This window comes from Pseudomonas sp. A6 (genome assembly GCF_052367875.1).
Taxonomy (GTDB): Bacteria; Pseudomonadota; Gammaproteobacteria; order Pseudomonadales; family Pseudomonadaceae; genus Pseudomonas; species Pseudomonas citronellolis.
The window spans coordinates 36,337-50,637 of sequence record NZ_CP198970.1; the positions used below are offsets into that span (position 1 = coordinate 36,337).

The following is a 14,301-nucleotide window of genomic DNA, read 5'->3' on the forward strand; positions in this document are numbered from 1 at the left end:
AGCTCTTGCCTACAGCCTACAGCCTACAGCCTACAGCCTACAGCCTACAGCCTACAGCCTACAGCCTACAGCCTGCAGCCTAGAAGAACGTCAGACCGGCCTGGAACAGCCGCTCGACGTCACGGATACGCTTCTTGTCGACCACGAAGAGGATCACGTGGTCGCCGGATTCCACCACGGTGTCGCCGTGGGCGATCAGCACTTCCTCGTCGCGGATCACCGCGCCAATGGTGGTGCCCGGCGGCAGGTGCACCTCGCCGATGCGCTTGCCGATCACCTTGCTCGACTTGGCGTCGCCGTGGGCCACCACCTCGATGGCCTCGGCCGCGCCGCGGCGCAGCGAGTGCACGCTCTCGATGTCGCCGCGGCGCACGTGGGTCAGCAGGGTGCCGATGGTGGCCAGCTGCGGGCTGATGGCGATGTCGATCTCGCCGCCTTGCACCAGGTCGACGTAGGCCGGGTTGTTGATCAGCGTCATCACCTTGCGCGCGCCCAGGCGCTTGGCCAGCAGCGAGGACATGATGTTGGCCTCGTCGTCGTTGGTCAGGGCCAGGAACAGGTCGGTCTCGTTGATGTTCTCTTCCAGCAGCAGGTCGCGGTCCGAGGCGCTGCCCTGGAGCACGATGGTGCTGTCGAGGTTGTCCGACAGGTGCCGGCAGCGCGCCGGGTTCATCTCGATGATCTTCACCTGGTAGCGGTTCTCGATGGCCTCGGCCAGGCGCTCGCCGATGTTGCCGCCGCCGGCGATGATGATCCGCTTGTAGTTCTCCTCCAGCCGGCGCATCTCGCCCATCACCGCGCGGATGTGGGCCTTGGCGGCGATGAAGAACACCTCGTCGTCGGCCTCGATCACGGTGTCGCCCTGGGGGATGATCGGCCGGTTGCGCCGGTAGATGGCGGCGACGCGGGTGTCCGCGTTGGGCATGTGCTCGCGCAGCTGGCGCAGCTCCTGGCCCACCAGCGGGCCGCCGTAGTGGGCCTTGATGCCCACCAGCTGGGCCTTGCCCTCGGCGAAGTCGATCACCTGCAGCGAGCCGGGGTATTCCACCAGGCGCTTGATGTAGTTGGTCACCACCTGCTCGGGGCTGATCAGCACGTCCACCGGGATGGCCTCGTTGTCGAACAGGCCGGTGCGCGTCAGGTAGGCCGCCTCGCGCACCCGGGCGATGCGCGTGGGGGTGTTGAACAGGGTGTAGGCCACCTGGCAGGCGACCATGTTCACCTCGTCGCTGTTGGTCACCGCCACCAGCATGTCGGCGTCGTCGGCGCCGGCCTGGCGCAGCACGGTGGGGAACGAGGCCTTGCCGTGCACGGTGCGGATGTCCAGGCGGTCGTTGAGGTCGCGCAGGCGCTGGCCGTCGGTGTCGACCACGGTGATGTCGTTGGCTTCGCTGGCCAGGTGCTCGGCCAGGGTGCCGCCGACCTGGCCGGCGCCGAGGATGATGATCTTCATGGGGTCGCGCTCGTCCGTGCAGTGCTAGCGGGCTGAGATCTTGATGAGCTTGGCATAGTAGAAACCGTCGTGCCCGCCCTCTTGCGGCAACAGCTGGCGCCCGTGCGCCTGCTTCAGGCCCCAGGGCCCGGCCAGGTCCAGCTCGCGGGCGCCGGGGGTGCGGGCGAGGAAGGCGGCGATCGACTCGCGGTTCTCCTGGGGCATCACCGAGCAGGTGGCGTAGAGCAGGATGCCGCCGACTTCCAGGGTTGGCCACAGCGCGTCCAATAGCTCGCCCTGCAGTTGCGCCAGGGCCGGGATGTCCTCGGCGGCGCGGGTCAGCTTGATGTCCGGGTGCCGGCGGATGACGCCGGTGGCCGAGCAGGGCGCGTCCAGCAGGATGCGCTGGAACGGCTTGCCGTCCCACCAGGCGACGGTATCGCGGCCGTCGGCGGCGAGCAGCGTGGCATCTAGTCGCAGGCGCTGCAGATTTTCGCGCACGCGCACCAGGCGGCTTTCTTCCAGGTCCACGCCGAGCACGCCAGCCAGGCCCGGCTCGGCCTCCAGCAGGTGGCAGGTCTTGCCGCCGGGGGCGCAGCAGGCGTCGAGCACGCGCTGGCCGGGGGCCAGTTCGAGCAGGTCGGCGGCCAACTGTGCGGCCTCGTCCTGCACGCTCACCCGGCCTTCGGCGAAGCCCGGCAGCTCGCGCACGTCGCAGGGCTGGGTTAGCTGGATGCCGTCGCGGCTGTAGGCGCAGGGCGCGGCCTCGATGCCGGCGGCCTGCAGTTCGGCCAGGTAGGCGTCACGGCTGCCCTGGCGGCGGTTCACCCGCAGGGTCATCGGCGGGTGGGCGTTGTTCGCCGCGCAAACGGCTTCGAACTGCTCCGGCCAGGCCTGCTTCAGCGCCTTCTGCAGCCAGCGCGGGTGGGCCAGGCGCGCGGCCGGGTCGCGGTCGACGTCGGCCAGCAGCACTTCGCCCTCGCGCTGGGCGCGGCGCAGCACGGCGTTGAGCAGGCCCTTGGCCCAGGACTTCTTCAGCTTGTCGGCGCAGCCGACGGTCTCGCCGATGGCCGCGTGGGGCGGAATGCGGGTGTAGAGCAACTGGTACAGGCCGACCAGCAGCAGCGCCTCGACGTCGCGGTCGCCGGCCTTGAACGGCTTCTGCAGCAGGCGCGCGGCCAGGGCCGCCAGGCGTGGTTGCCAGCGCGCGGCGCCGAAGGCCAGCTCCTGGGTCAGGCCGCGGTCGCGCGGGGCGACCAGCTCCAGCTGCGGCGGCAGCGAGCTGCCCAGCGAGGCGCGGCCGGCGAGCACGGCGGCCAGCGCGCGGGCCGCGGCGAGGCGCGGGCTGAGGCTCATTGGCCGAGCACCAGGCCGGTGGCGAACTGCTCGCGGCGGCTGTTGAACAGGTCGGCGAAGGCCAGCGGCTTGCCGCCGGGCAGCTGCACGCGGGTCAGCAGCAGGCTGCCTTCGCCGCAGCCCACCAGCAGGCCGTCACGGCTGGCGCCGAGGATTTTCCCCGGCTCGCCCCTGCTCTCGCCCAGGCGCGCGGCCCAGACCTTCAGCGGCTCGCCGTTCAGGGTGGTGTGGCACACCGGCCAGGGATCGAAGGCGCGCACGGCGCGCTCCAGTTCCACGGCAGGGCGGCTCCAGTCGAGCTTCGCCTCGTCCTTGCTGAGCTTGTGCGCGTAGGTGGCCAGGGCGTCGTCCTGCACCTCGCCCTTGAGCGTGCCTGCGGCCAGGCCGGCGATGGCCTCGACCACCGCCGGCGGGCCCAGGCGCGCCAGGCGGTCGTGCAGGCTGCCGCCGGTGTCCTCGGGACTGATCGGGGTGACGACCTTGAGCAGCATCGGCCCGGTGTCCAGGCCCGCTTCCATCTGCATCACGGTTACGCCGCTTTCCGCATCGCCAGCCTGCACGGCGCGCTGGATGGGCGCGGCACCGCGCCAGCGCGGCAGCAGCGAGGCATGGCTGTTGATGCAGCCCAGGCGCGGGATGTCCAGCACCGCCTGGGGCAGGATCAGGCCATAGGCGACCACCACCATCAGGTCCGGCTGCAGCGCGGCCAACTCGGCCTGGGCTTCTGGGTTGCGCAGGGTCGGCGGCTGCAGCACCGGCAGGCCATGCTGCGCGGCGAGCTGCTTGACCGGGCTGGGCATCAGCTTCTGGCCGCGGCCGGCCGGGCGGTCCGGCTGGGTGTAGACGGCGACGATCTCATGCGGGGTATCGAGCAGGGCCTTGAGGTGCTCGGCGGCGAATTCCGGGGTCCCGGCGAAGACGATGCGCAATGCTTGGCTCATGCGTAGGCTCGCTTAAAGAAAAAAGGCTTGCCGGAGCAAGCCTTTGGGGAGGAGGGTGTCAGGCGCGCTGGCGGTGCTGCTTTTCCAGCTTCTTCTTGATCCGGTCGCGCTTGAGGTTGGACAGGTAGTCGACGAACAGCTTGCCGTTCAGGTGGTCGCACTCATGCTGGATGCACACCGCCAGCAGGCCCTCGGCGATTTCCTCGAAGGCCTTGCCGTCGCGGTCCAGCGCCTTGACGCGCACCCGCAGCGGGCGGTCGACGCTCTCGTAGAAGCCGGGCACCGACAGGCAACCCTCCTGGTACTCGCCCATCTCTTCGGTGAGCGCTTCCAGTTCCGGGTTGATGAACACGCGCGGCTCGGACTTGTCCTCGGACAGGTCCATCACCACGACGCGCTTGTGTACGTTCACCTGGGTGGCGGCCAGGCCGATGCCGGGCGCCTCGTACATGGTTTCGAACATGTCGTCGACCAGTTGGCGCACGCTATCGTCGACCACCTCGACAGGCTTGGCGATCGTGCGCAGGCGCGGATCGGGGAATTCGAGGATGTTCAGAATGGCCATATGCGTTTGTGATGCACTTGTGGAATAAAGTAAAAATCGGCTGCTAATATGCTGAGCAGCATCGAAAAACCCTGGAAGGCCCGGTAGGGGCGGCTTTCCAGCGTTTCATGTGTATACATAATAAAGGGATTCACCGCATGAGGAAAACACTACTCGCCGTGCTGCTGCTGGCGGCAGGAAGCATGGCGCAGGGTGCCGTGGAACTCAGGGACGGCCACCCGGACCGCTATACGGTGGTCAAGGGCGACACCCTCTGGGACATCTCCGGCAAGTTCCTGAGCAAGCCCTGGAAGTGGCCGGAGATCTGGCAGGTGAATCCGCAGATTCGCAACCCGCACCTGATCTACCCCGGCGACGTCCTCAGCCTGGTGTACATCGACGGCCAGCCGCGCCTGGTGCTCAACCGCGGCGCCTCCCACGGCACCATCAAGCTGTCGCCCAAGGTGCGCAGCACGCCGATGGCCGAGGCGGTGCCGACCATCCCGCTGGACAAGATCAACGCCTTCCTGCTGTCCAACCGCATCGTCGACAGCGAGGGTGACTTCAGCAACGCCCCCTACATGGTCGCCGGCGATGCCGAGCGTGTGGTCAGCGGCGCCGGCGACCGCGCCTACGCCCGCGGCGACTCCCTGGCCGAGGAAGGCAGCTACGGCATCTTCCGCCAGGGCAAGATCTACTCCGACCCGGACACCAAGGAAGTCCTCGGCGTCGACGCCATGGACGTCGGCAGCGCCCGGGTGACTGCCAAGGAAGACGACATCGCCACCCTCAACCTGACGCGCACCACCCAGGAAGTGCGGCCGGGCGACCGCCTGTTCCCCACCGAGGAACGCGCGGTGACCTCGATCTTCATGCCCAGCGAGCCGAAGACGCCGATCAAGGGCAGCATCATCGACGTGCCGCGCGGCGTCACCCAGATCGGCAAGTACGATGTGGTGACCATCGACAAGGGCAGCCGTGATGGCCTGGAGGAAGGCAACGTGCTGGCCATCTACAAGCTTGGCGAGACGGTGCGGGATCGTGTCAGTGGTGATCTGGTGAAGATTCCTGATGAGCGTTCCGGGCTGGTGATGATTTTCCGTACCTATAACCGTCTCAGTTATGGCTTGGTGCTTACCGCCAACCGTTCGCTGGAAGTGCAGGACAAGGTGCGCAATCCCTGACTTGCGTGCCTGTGTGAAGAGCCCCGCCATGGCGGGGCTCACTTAAGAAAGAATGCCGTTTCTCTGTTTGGGGAAACGGCATTTTTCATATGGGGTGGGGGATGGCTTGGCTCGCGAGCTTTGATCCTTTGCACCCAACCTAACCCCGTCATTCCCGCGAACGCGGGACGCGGGAATGACGAGGGTGGAGTTAGGCGTTCCAGGATGACTCCAAACTCCCCACCCACTCCGAACAGCCCCCTCTCCCGCTTGCGGGAGAGGGCTGGGGAGAGGGTGCTCTTGAGCCCAGCGCCTAAAGTTCTCGAGAAATCCGTACGGCGCTATCCGCCGAATCGCGGACAGAGTCCGCTCCTACAGTTCTAGGAAGCTCGGGCGTAGGAGCGGACTTTGTCCGCGATTGGATTCACCGACCACGCCGGAAGCCCCGGTGGCACGAACATCCCTCTCTCCCTCCGAGAGAGGGTTGGGGTGAGGGAGCGGACCCCAAGCGTGCGCACCTCCGCTGAACCAAGACATCACTTGAATGAACAACATTGCCACCACGACGGCGTTCTTCGTTTCTGCCGGCCGGATCTTCCGAAGCGTCCGGCAGGCGGCGGCCGGCGGACGCGGCATAGTCGGGGTTCCCGCCAATGCGCCAAGGACTGCCGCCATGCCCCGCCAACCCTCCCCCGCCGAACTGGAAGCCCGCCTGCGCCTGCACGCCCTGCCTGAACTGGGGCCGCGGCGCTTCGCCGCCCTGCTGGCGGCCTTCGGTAGCGCCTCCGCTGCCCTCAGCGCGCCCGCCGCGGCCTGGCGCTCGCTGGGCTTGCCGGCGGCAAGCGCCGAGGCGCGGCGCAGCCAAGCCACCCGCCAGGCGGCGGCCGAGGCTCTGCGCTGGCTGGAAGGGCCCGAGCGGCACCTGCTGATGTGGGACGCCGAGGACTACCCCACGCTGCTGGCGGAGCTGAGCGATGCGCCGCCGCTGCTGTTCGTCGAGGGCGCCCGCGCGGCCCTGGGCCGGCCGCAACTGGCGGTGGTCGGCAGCCGGCGCGCCAGCCGCCCGGGGCTGGACACCGCCCGCGCCTTCGCCCGCAGCCTGGCCGGCGGCGGCTTCGCCATCACCAGCGGGCTGGCCCTGGGCATCGACGGCGCCGCCCACGAAGGCGCGCTGGAAGCTGGTGGCGTCACCCTGGCGGTGCTCGGCACGGGCCTGCAATGCCTGTATCCCCGACGGCACCTGGGGCTGGCGCGGCGCATCGTCGAGGGCGGCGGCGCGCTGCTGTCCGAACTGCCGCTGGACTGCCCGCCGCGGCCGGACAACTTCCCGCGGCGCAACCGCATCATCAGCGGCCTGTCCCTGGGCGTGCTGGTGGTGGAGGCCAGCCCGGCCAGCGGCTCGCTGATCACCGCGCGGCTGGCCGCCGAGCAGGGCCGCGAGGTCTACGCCATTCCCGGCTCCATCCACCATCCCGGCGCGCGCGGCTGCCACGAGCTGATCCGCCAGGGCGCCACCCTGGTGGAGCGCATCGACGACATCCTCGAAGGCCTGAGCGGCTGGACTGCCGAGGCACCGGTCAGCAAACCGGCCCCGCAGCAGCAGACGCACCCACTGCTGGACCTGCTGCGCGCCGCCCCGCAGGGCTGCGAGGCGCTGGCCGCCGGCAGTGGCTGGGCGCTGCCACAGGTGCTGGCGGCGCTGACCGAGCTGGAGCTGGAAGGCAAGGTGGCGTGCGAGGCCGGCGTCTGGGTGCATCGCGGCGGCTGAGCACGTAAACTGCCGCGCAATCGTTATTTCCCCGGAGTTTGCCGATGATCAGCAGCTGGCGTGTGCAGCGTGTGGCCAGGATAGTGCGCGAGGGCGGCGTCATCGCCTACCCGACCGAAGCCGTCTGGGGCCTGGGCTGCGACCCCTGGAACGAGGATGCCGTCTACCGCCTGCTGGCCATCAAGGCGCGGCCGGTGGAGAAGGGCCTGATCCTGGTGGCCGACAACATCCGCCAGTTCGACTTCCTGCTCGCCGACCTGCCGCAGGAATGGCAGGACCGCCTGGGCGCCACCTGGCCGGGCCCGAACACCTGGCTGGTGCCGCACCAGGGGCGCCTGCCGGAGTGGATCACCGGCCAGCACGACAGCGTGGCCCTGCGCGTCAGCGAACACCCGCTGGTGCGCGAACTCTGCGCGCTGACCGGCCCGCTGGTGTCCACCTCGGCCAACCCCGCCGGACGCCCGGCGGCGCGCTCGCGGCTGCGGGTGGAGCAGTACTTCCGCGGCGAGCTGGACGGCGTGCTCGACGGCAAGCTCGGCGGCCGGCGCAACCCCAGCGTGATCCGCGACCTGGTTACCGGCCGGACCTTGCGCCCGGCCTGAGAGGCGGGCTGTGTGGTATGGGTGGGAAATTCGGCGCTGGCTGTAGGAGCAACTGTCTTGCATGCCGCGCCGGGGGCTCTTCGTAGGAGCGAGCTTGCTCGCGAACAGTGCTCAGCTGTGACTTCGGTGTTTTAGTTTGGCTCCGTCCCCTCTCCCCAACCCTCGGCTGCGCGCCCCGCCCTGAAGGGAGAGGGGGCTGTCCGTGCCGAGAAATGGTATGGCGCCAGCCGAAAACCTCGCGGTAGCCGGCTAACACCAAAATTCCCCGAACACACCGAACGGTCCCCTCTCCCGCTTGCGGGAGAGGGTTAGGGAGAGGGCGCTCTGAACGCCAACATCCACTGTTCCCGGCAAATTCGGTTCGCGAGCAAGCTCGCTCCTACGAGAAGCCGTGCCCGTGGGCGGATAACGCCAACGGCGTTATCCGCTGTTTCCCTCAAGGCAACAGAATGGTCGACCCGGTGGTCCGCCGCGCCGCCAGTTCGGTCTGCGCCTTGGCCGCGTCGGCCAGGGCGTAGCGCTGGTTGATCTCCACCTTGACCTTGCCCGAGACGAGCATGCCGAACAGGTCCTCGGCCATCGCCTGTAGGCGCTCCGGGGTGTTGGCGTAGCCGAACAGCGTCGGCCGGGTGACGAACAGCGAGCCCTTCTGCGCCAGGATGCCCAGGTTGATGCCGTCCACCGGGCCCGAGGCGTTGCCGAAGCTGACGATCAGCCCGCGCGGGGCGGCGCAGTCCAGGGAGATCGGCCAGGTGTCCTTGCCCACCGAGTCGTAGACCACCGGGCACTTCTTGCCGTCGGTGAGCTGCAGCACGCGCTCCGCCACGTTCTCCTGGCTGTAGTCGATGGTCGCCCAGGCGCCATGGGCCTTGGCCAGCTCCGCCTTGGCGGCCGAGCCGACGGTGCCGATCAGCTTCACCCCCAGGGCCTTGGCCCACTGGCAGGCGATCAGCCCGACGCCGCCGGCGGCCGCGTGCCAGAGCACGGTCTGGCCGGGCTGGGCGTTGTAGGTCTGGCGCAGCAGGTACTGCACGGTCAGGCCCTTGAGCATCACCGCGGCGGCGGTCTCGAAATCGATGGCGTCGGGCAGTTTCACCACGTTGGCCGCCGGCAGCACGTGCAGCTCGCTGTAGGCGCCCAGCGGGCCGGTGGCGTAGCCGACGCGGTCGCCGACCTTGACGTTGCTCACCTCGCTGCCCACCGCCTCGATCTCGCCGGCGCCCTCGGTGCCCAGCCCGGAGGGCAGCGCCGGGGCCGGGTAGAGGCCGCTGCGGAAGTAGTTGTCGATGAAGTTCAGGCCGATGGCGCGGTTGCGTACGCGGACTTCCTTCGGGCCCGGCTCGGCGGGGGTGTAGTCGAGGTATTCGAGGACTTCGGGGCCGCCGGTGCGGGCGAACTGGATGCGCTTGGCCATGTCGATCTCCTGCTGCATGCGGCGTCGGAGGGGTCGGCGCCGCGTTGGGAAAAGTCTTTCATCCAAGCCGCCTTGTTGACCGCCGTCAAGCATGGCATGGCGGCCGGGAATGCTATGCTTGCGCCCCTCTCCCGGCCTGCAGCCCTGGCGCCGCAAGGCTTTCCCGCTCCAAGGTGATCCCGTGACCGACCCTATCCAGGCCGTGAAGGCCTACCTGCTCGACCTGCAAGACCGCATCTGCACCGCACTCGAAGCCGAGGACGGCGGCGCCCGCTTCATCGAGGACGCCTGGGAGCGTCCGGCCGGCGGCGGTGGCCGCACCCGGGTGATCGGCGATGGCGCGCTGATCGAGAAGGGCGGGGTGAACTTCTCCCACGTGTTCGGCGCCGGCCTGCCGCCATCGGCCAGCGCGCACCGCCCGGAACTGGCCGGGCGCGGCTTCCAGGCCCTGGGCGTGTCGCTGGTGATCCACCCGCGCAACCCGCACGTGCCGACTTCCCACGCCAACGTGCGCTTCTTCATCGCCGAGAAGGAAGGCGAAGAGCCGGTGTGGTGGTTCGGCGGCGGCTTCGACCTGACGCCCTACTACGCCCATGAGGAAGACTGTGTGCACTGGCACAAGGTCGCCCGCGAGGCCTGCGCGCCTTTCGGCGAGGACGTCTACCCGCGCTACAAGGAATGGTGCGACCGCTACTTCCACCTCAAGCACCGCAATGAGCCGCGTGGCATCGGCGGCCTGTTCTTCGACGACCTGAACCAGTGGGACTTCGACACCAGCTTCGCCTTCCTGCGCGCCATCGGCGACGCCTACATCGAGGCCTACCTGCCCATCGTGCGCAAGCGCAAGGCCCAGGCCTGGACCGAACAGCAGCGCGAGTTCCAGGAGTTCCGCCGCGGCCGCTACGTGGAGTTCAACCTGGTCTACGACCGCGGCACCCTGTTCGGCCTGCAGTCCGGTGGGCGCACCGAATCCATCCTCATGTCGCTGCCTCCGCAGGTGCGCTGGGGCTACGACTGGAAGCCCGAGCCGGGCAGCGAAGAGGCGCGGCTGACCGAGTATTTCCTCCAGGACCGGGATTGGCTCGCCGGTAGCTGACGAGGGTTCGCGAGCAAGCTCGCTCCTACAGGTACGCGTCTGCTCTTCGTAGGAGCGAGCTTGCTCGCGAACCGCGGCCTGGCAGCTTGCCGCAAAAACCGGCAAGCTGCCGCTCTTTCGGTTTTCCCACCCGCAGGACTCCAATGGACCGCTATTGCGTCTTCGGCAACCCCATCGGCCACAGCAAGTCGCCGCTGATCCATCGCCTGTTCGCCGAGCAGACCGGCCAGGCGCTCACCTACGACGCCCAGCTGGCGCCGCTGGACGACTTCGCCGGGGCCGCCCGCGCGTTCTTCGCCGAGGGCCTGGGCGCCAACGTCACCGTGCCCTTCAAGGAAGACGCCTACCGCCTGTGCGGTGAACTCACCGAGCGCGCCCGCCGCGCCGGCGCGGTGAACACCCTGAAGAGGCTCGACGACGGCCGCCTGCTGGGCGACAACACCGATGGCGCGGGGCTGACCCGCGACCTGGTGGTGAACAACGGCGTGGCGCTCAAGGGCCGCCGCGTGCTGGTGCTGGGCGCCGGCGGCGCGGTGCGCGGCATCCTCGAACCCTTCCTGGCCGAGGGCCCGGCGGCGCTGGTGGTGCTCAACCGCACCGCGGCCAAGGCCGAGCAGCTGGCCCGCGAGTTCGCCGACCTGGGCACGGTGCGCGCCGGCGGCTTCGACCTGCGCGACGAACCCTTCGACCTGATCGTCAACGGCACCTCGGCCAGCCTGGCCGGCGAACTGCCGCCCATCGACGCGGCGCTGATCCGCCCGGGGCATACCGTCTGCTACGACATGATGTATGGCAAGGAGCCGACCGCCTTCAACCGTTGGGCCGCTGAGCATGGCGCGGCGCGCTGCATCGATGGCCTGGGCATGCTGGTGGAGCAGGCGGCGGAGGCCTTCGTGCTGTGGCGCGGCGTGCGGCCGGATTCGCGGCCGGTGCTGGACGAACTGCGGCGGCAATTGGCGGGTTGAGCGCCGGATGCCCCGTGCGCTGGGCGAATAAATCGCGGACGGAGTCCGCTCCTACGCCTCCCGGCAAACACAATGCCCCCGTAGGATGGTGTTGAGCGAAGCGATACCCATCAGCGCAACCGCATGGGTTTCGCAAGTGTTCTGCCGGGACACATAGGTAACGCCTGTCGGGACACATGGGTAACGGTTTCCCATGGTCACTCCGGCTGCCTGAGGTCGACCTGCCGGACCGTTTTGTTGATGAAAATGATGTCGAGTACGCCATCCTCCTTGGCGGGGCGGATGGCGACTCGCTCACCCGCCAGACCTTCGCTGACGAATACCATTCGGCCATCGAGGCGAATCTGGCCCTTGGTATGTACCGTCAGCACCCGCTCTCCGGGCTCGTACTCCACTTCCAGCAACTTTTCCGGGTATGGCCTGGGGCTGCTCCGGTAACGCGTCAAGGGCGGCTTCTGGCCCAGCGCCTGATGCGGACGTTGCTGATTGTACTGTTCCAGCCAGCGGTCCATACCCGCCTGGCATTGCTCCAGGGTGCGGAAGTGCGCGTCGTGCAGCAGCTCGCGCTTGAGCGTCTGATGGAAGCGTTCGAGCTTGCCTTGGGTCTGCGGATGGTGAGGCCGGCTGTGTCCGACCTTGATGCCCAAGCGCATCAACCAGACTTCCAGAGCCGAGAGGCCGCCGCGACGGGTTGAGCCCCAGGGTGGGCCGTTGTCGCTGGTAATGCGCCGGGGCAGGCCATAGCGCCGGAATACCCTGATCAGTTGTTGGCGGACCGTTTCACGCCGCTCGTCAGCACAGGCCGCCAGGCACAGGGCAAAGCGTGAGTGGTCATCGAGCAGCGTCAATGGATGGCAATGCTGGCGCTGGCCGAACAGCGCAAAGTGCCCCTTGAAGTCCATCTGCCAGAGGTCGTTTGGCGCCTCGTGCTCGAAGCGCGATGTCGCGGCAGGGCCGGCGTCGGCCCCATAACGCAACGGCCGGCCATGCCGGCGCAGAATCGCATCGAGCGTGCTGTGATGCGGACGTGCAGACTCGTCACCCGACATCAGGCTGCGCAGTTTGCGGCCGCCCCAGGCGGGATAGGCCTCATGCAAGGCCAGGACAGCGTGCTCCAGGTCCTCGCTGCTACGGCGGGGGCAACTCAAGGGACGCCGGGACTTATCCAGCAATCCCGGTTCGCCTTGCTCTTGGTAGCGTCGAAGCCACTTGTAGGCTGTTTTCGGACTGATCTCGAAGCGCCGGCACAGCTCCCGCACGTTGGCATCAGGCTGTTCTGCCAGGAGAACGAACTCATATCGACTGGACACAGGTGTGCACTCCTTCCACGGCATCGCTCGATCTCCCGATACGGCAATTCCGTGATCCTAAATGCGTTACCTATGTCTCCCGACACCTGTTACCCATGTCTCCCGGCAGAACACAAGCTCAACCCATCCTACGAAAAGCACCTCGCCGCTTCCCTACTCCACCTGCAGAACCGCGCCTTCGCCCATCTGCCGCGCCAATTCCTCGCGGACCCTCGGCCGTGCGTGGCGCAGCACCAGGTGCCGCCCCTCGCCGGCCAGCCGGCGGGCTTCCTGCTGCAGCATGTGCGCCCCGGCGAAGTCGATGAAGTTCACGTGCCTGGCATCCAGCACCAGGCGCCGGCCCTGGCTGGCCTGGATCAGGCGTTGCAGGTAGTCGCAGGCGCCGAAGAAGATCGAGCCTTCCACCCGCAGCACTTCCTCCTCGCTGGCCTGCCAGCGTTCCACCCGCGGCTGCGAGGTGCGCCGCAGGTAGAGCAGCAGCGAGGCCAGCACGCCCAGGTAGATGGCGTTCTGCAGCGGCAGCAGCAGGGTCGCCGCGGCGGTCAGGGCCATCACCGCGAACTCGCTGCGGCTGCCGCGCCAGAGCGCGCGCAGGGCCGGGCGGTCGACCAGGCCCCAGGCGATCAGCAGGATGCCGCCGGCCATGGCCGGCAGCGGGATGTGGGTGATCAGCCCGGCGCCGGCCACCGCCAGCACGGCGACCCAGGCGGCGGAGAACACCCCGGCCAGCGGCGTGCGCGCGCCGGCTTCGAGGTTGAGCCCGGAGCGGGTGAAGGAGCCCGCCGAAAGGCTGCCGGAGAACCACGGGCCGACCAGGTTGGACAGGCCCTGGGCGCGGATTTCCTGGTTGGCGTCCAGCACCTGCTGGCTGCGCGCGGCCAGGGCGCGGGCGATGGACAGGCTGGTGACCAGGCCGAGCAGGCCGCAGGCCAGTGCGCCGGGCAGTAGCGCGGCGATGCCGGCCGCGTCGACCTGCAATGGGCTGAACGGCGGCAGCGCGCTGGCGAAGGCCCGCACCCGCGCCACGCCGCCGAACCACGCGGGCAGCGCCCAGACCGTCAGGCTGGCCGCCAGCAGGCCGAACATCAACGCCGGCCAGCGCGGCCGCAGCCAGCGGCACAGCAGGCTCGCCGCCAGGCTGAGCAGGCCGATGGCCAGGGACGCCGGCTCGCACTCGCCCAGCCGCGCCAGCAGCAGGCGCGTGCCGTCCAGGGCGCTGCCGCGGCTGTGCACTTCCACCCCCAGCAGGTAGGGCAACTGGCCGAGGGCGATGACCAGCGCCGCGCCCAGGGTGAAGCCGAGCATCACCGAGTGCGAGACGAAGTTCAGCAGCACCCCGGCGCGCATCGCGCCCAGGGCCCATTGCAGGATGCCGGCGAGGAAGGTCAGCAGCAGCACGTACTGGATGAACGTCTCGCTGCCCGGCGGCGCCAGGGGCGCCACCGTGGCGTAGAGCACCACCGAGATGGCCGCGGTGGGCCCGCCGACCATGTGCCTGGAGGAGCCCCACAGGCAGGCCACCACCACCGGCAGCATGGCCGCGTACAGGCCGTACTGCGGCGGCAGCCCGGCGATCAGCGCGTAGGCGATGGACTGCGGCAGGGCCAGCACCGCGCCGGCCAGGCCGACCCAGGCCTCCCGCGCCATCGCCCGCGGGCCGAGGCCCGGCAGCCAGGCGAGGAACGGCAGCAAGCGATACAGGCGCTCCAT

Annotated in this window: 12 protein-coding genes; 5 read left to right on the forward strand and 7 right to left on the reverse strand. The window is 68.8% G+C overall.

The annotated features are described in order from the left end of the window. Positions 1-79 precede the first annotated feature (79 nt). The 4 genes from trkA to def are packed head-to-tail and all read right to left on the reverse strand — an operon-like array spanning position 80 to position 4,294. Positions 80-1,453: a Trk system potassium transporter TrkA gene (gene trkA, locus ACTWJ5_RS00160; RefSeq protein ID WP_058487932.1), complete on the reverse strand. Its 1,374-nt coding sequence runs from the start codon at positions 1,451-1,453 to the stop codon at positions 80-82. A gap of 24 nt (positions 1,454-1,477) precedes the next feature. Continuing rightward, complete coding sequence (gene rsmB / locus ACTWJ5_RS00165) at positions 1,478-2,788, reverse strand: 16S rRNA (cytosine(967)-C(5))-methyltransferase RsmB (protein WP_261747275.1); 1,311 nt, start codon at positions 2,786-2,788, stop codon at positions 1,478-1,480. Then, entirely contained in the window at positions 2,785-3,729 is a 945-nt protein-coding gene (fmt, locus tag ACTWJ5_RS00170) for a methionyl-tRNA formyltransferase (protein ID WP_074980789.1), read from the reverse strand. Before fmt ends, rsmB begins: the two co-directional genes overlap by 4 nt. Positions 3,730-3,787: 58 nt before the next feature. After that, a complete protein-coding gene (gene def, locus ACTWJ5_RS00175) occupies positions 3,788-4,294 on the reverse strand; it encodes a peptide deformylase (RefSeq protein WP_074980790.1) in 507 nt (168 codons plus the stop codon). Between the two features lie 137 nt (positions 4,295-4,431). Here def and ACTWJ5_RS00180 point away from each other — a divergent pair, with 137 nt between their 5' ends. From ACTWJ5_RS00180 to ACTWJ5_RS00190, 3 genes are all read left to right on the forward strand, one after another. Continuing rightward, positions 4,432-5,457, forward strand: a complete 1,026-nt coding sequence (locus ACTWJ5_RS00180) for a LysM peptidoglycan-binding domain-containing protein (RefSeq protein WP_116425847.1) — start codon at positions 4,432-4,434, stop codon at positions 5,455-5,457. 652 nt (positions 5,458-6,109) lie between these two features. Beyond that, a complete protein-coding gene (gene dprA, locus ACTWJ5_RS00185) occupies positions 6,110-7,204 on the forward strand; it encodes a DNA-processing protein DprA (RefSeq protein WP_444437239.1) in 1,095 nt (364 codons plus the stop codon). A 44-nt stretch (positions 7,205-7,248) separates the two neighbouring features. Next, positions 7,249-7,806, forward strand: a complete 558-nt coding sequence (locus tag ACTWJ5_RS00190; protein ID WP_074980793.1) for an L-threonylcarbamoyladenylate synthase — start codon at positions 7,249-7,251, stop codon at positions 7,804-7,806. 436 nt (positions 7,807-8,242) lie between these two features. On the opposite strand, the gene ACTWJ5_RS00195 is transcribed toward ACTWJ5_RS00190, so the two are convergent. After that, entirely contained in the window at positions 8,243-9,220 is a 978-nt protein-coding gene (locus ACTWJ5_RS00195; protein ID WP_253390979.1) for a quinone oxidoreductase family protein, read from the reverse strand. 181 nt (positions 9,221-9,401) lie between these two features. Between ACTWJ5_RS00195 and hemF the strand changes: the two genes are divergently transcribed. Both hemF and aroE read left to right on the forward strand, forming a co-directional pair. Then, the gene (hemF, locus tag ACTWJ5_RS00200; protein ID WP_444437240.1) at positions 9,402-10,316 is read left to right on the forward strand and encodes an oxygen-dependent coproporphyrinogen oxidase; all 915 of its coding nucleotides are present in this window, start codon (positions 9,402-9,404) and stop codon (positions 10,314-10,316) included. Between the two features lie 143 nt (positions 10,317-10,459). Then, positions 10,460-11,281 (forward strand): shikimate dehydrogenase, encoded by an 822-nt coding sequence (aroE, locus tag ACTWJ5_RS00205; RefSeq protein ID WP_116426176.1) that lies wholly within the window; start codon positions 10,460-10,462, stop codon positions 11,279-11,281. A 197-nt stretch (positions 11,282-11,478) separates the two neighbouring features. Here aroE and ACTWJ5_RS00210 read toward each other — a convergent pair whose 3' ends face one another. Beyond that, positions 11,479-12,615: an IS481 family transposase gene (locus ACTWJ5_RS00210; protein ID WP_135499969.1), complete on the reverse strand. Its 1,137-nt coding sequence runs from the start codon at positions 12,613-12,615 to the stop codon at positions 11,479-11,481. Positions 12,616-12,744: 129 nt separating this feature from the next. Next, positions 12,745-14,301: a SulP family inorganic anion transporter gene (locus tag ACTWJ5_RS00215; RefSeq protein WP_444437241.1), complete on the reverse strand. Its 1,557-nt coding sequence runs from the start codon at positions 14,299-14,301 to the stop codon at positions 12,745-12,747.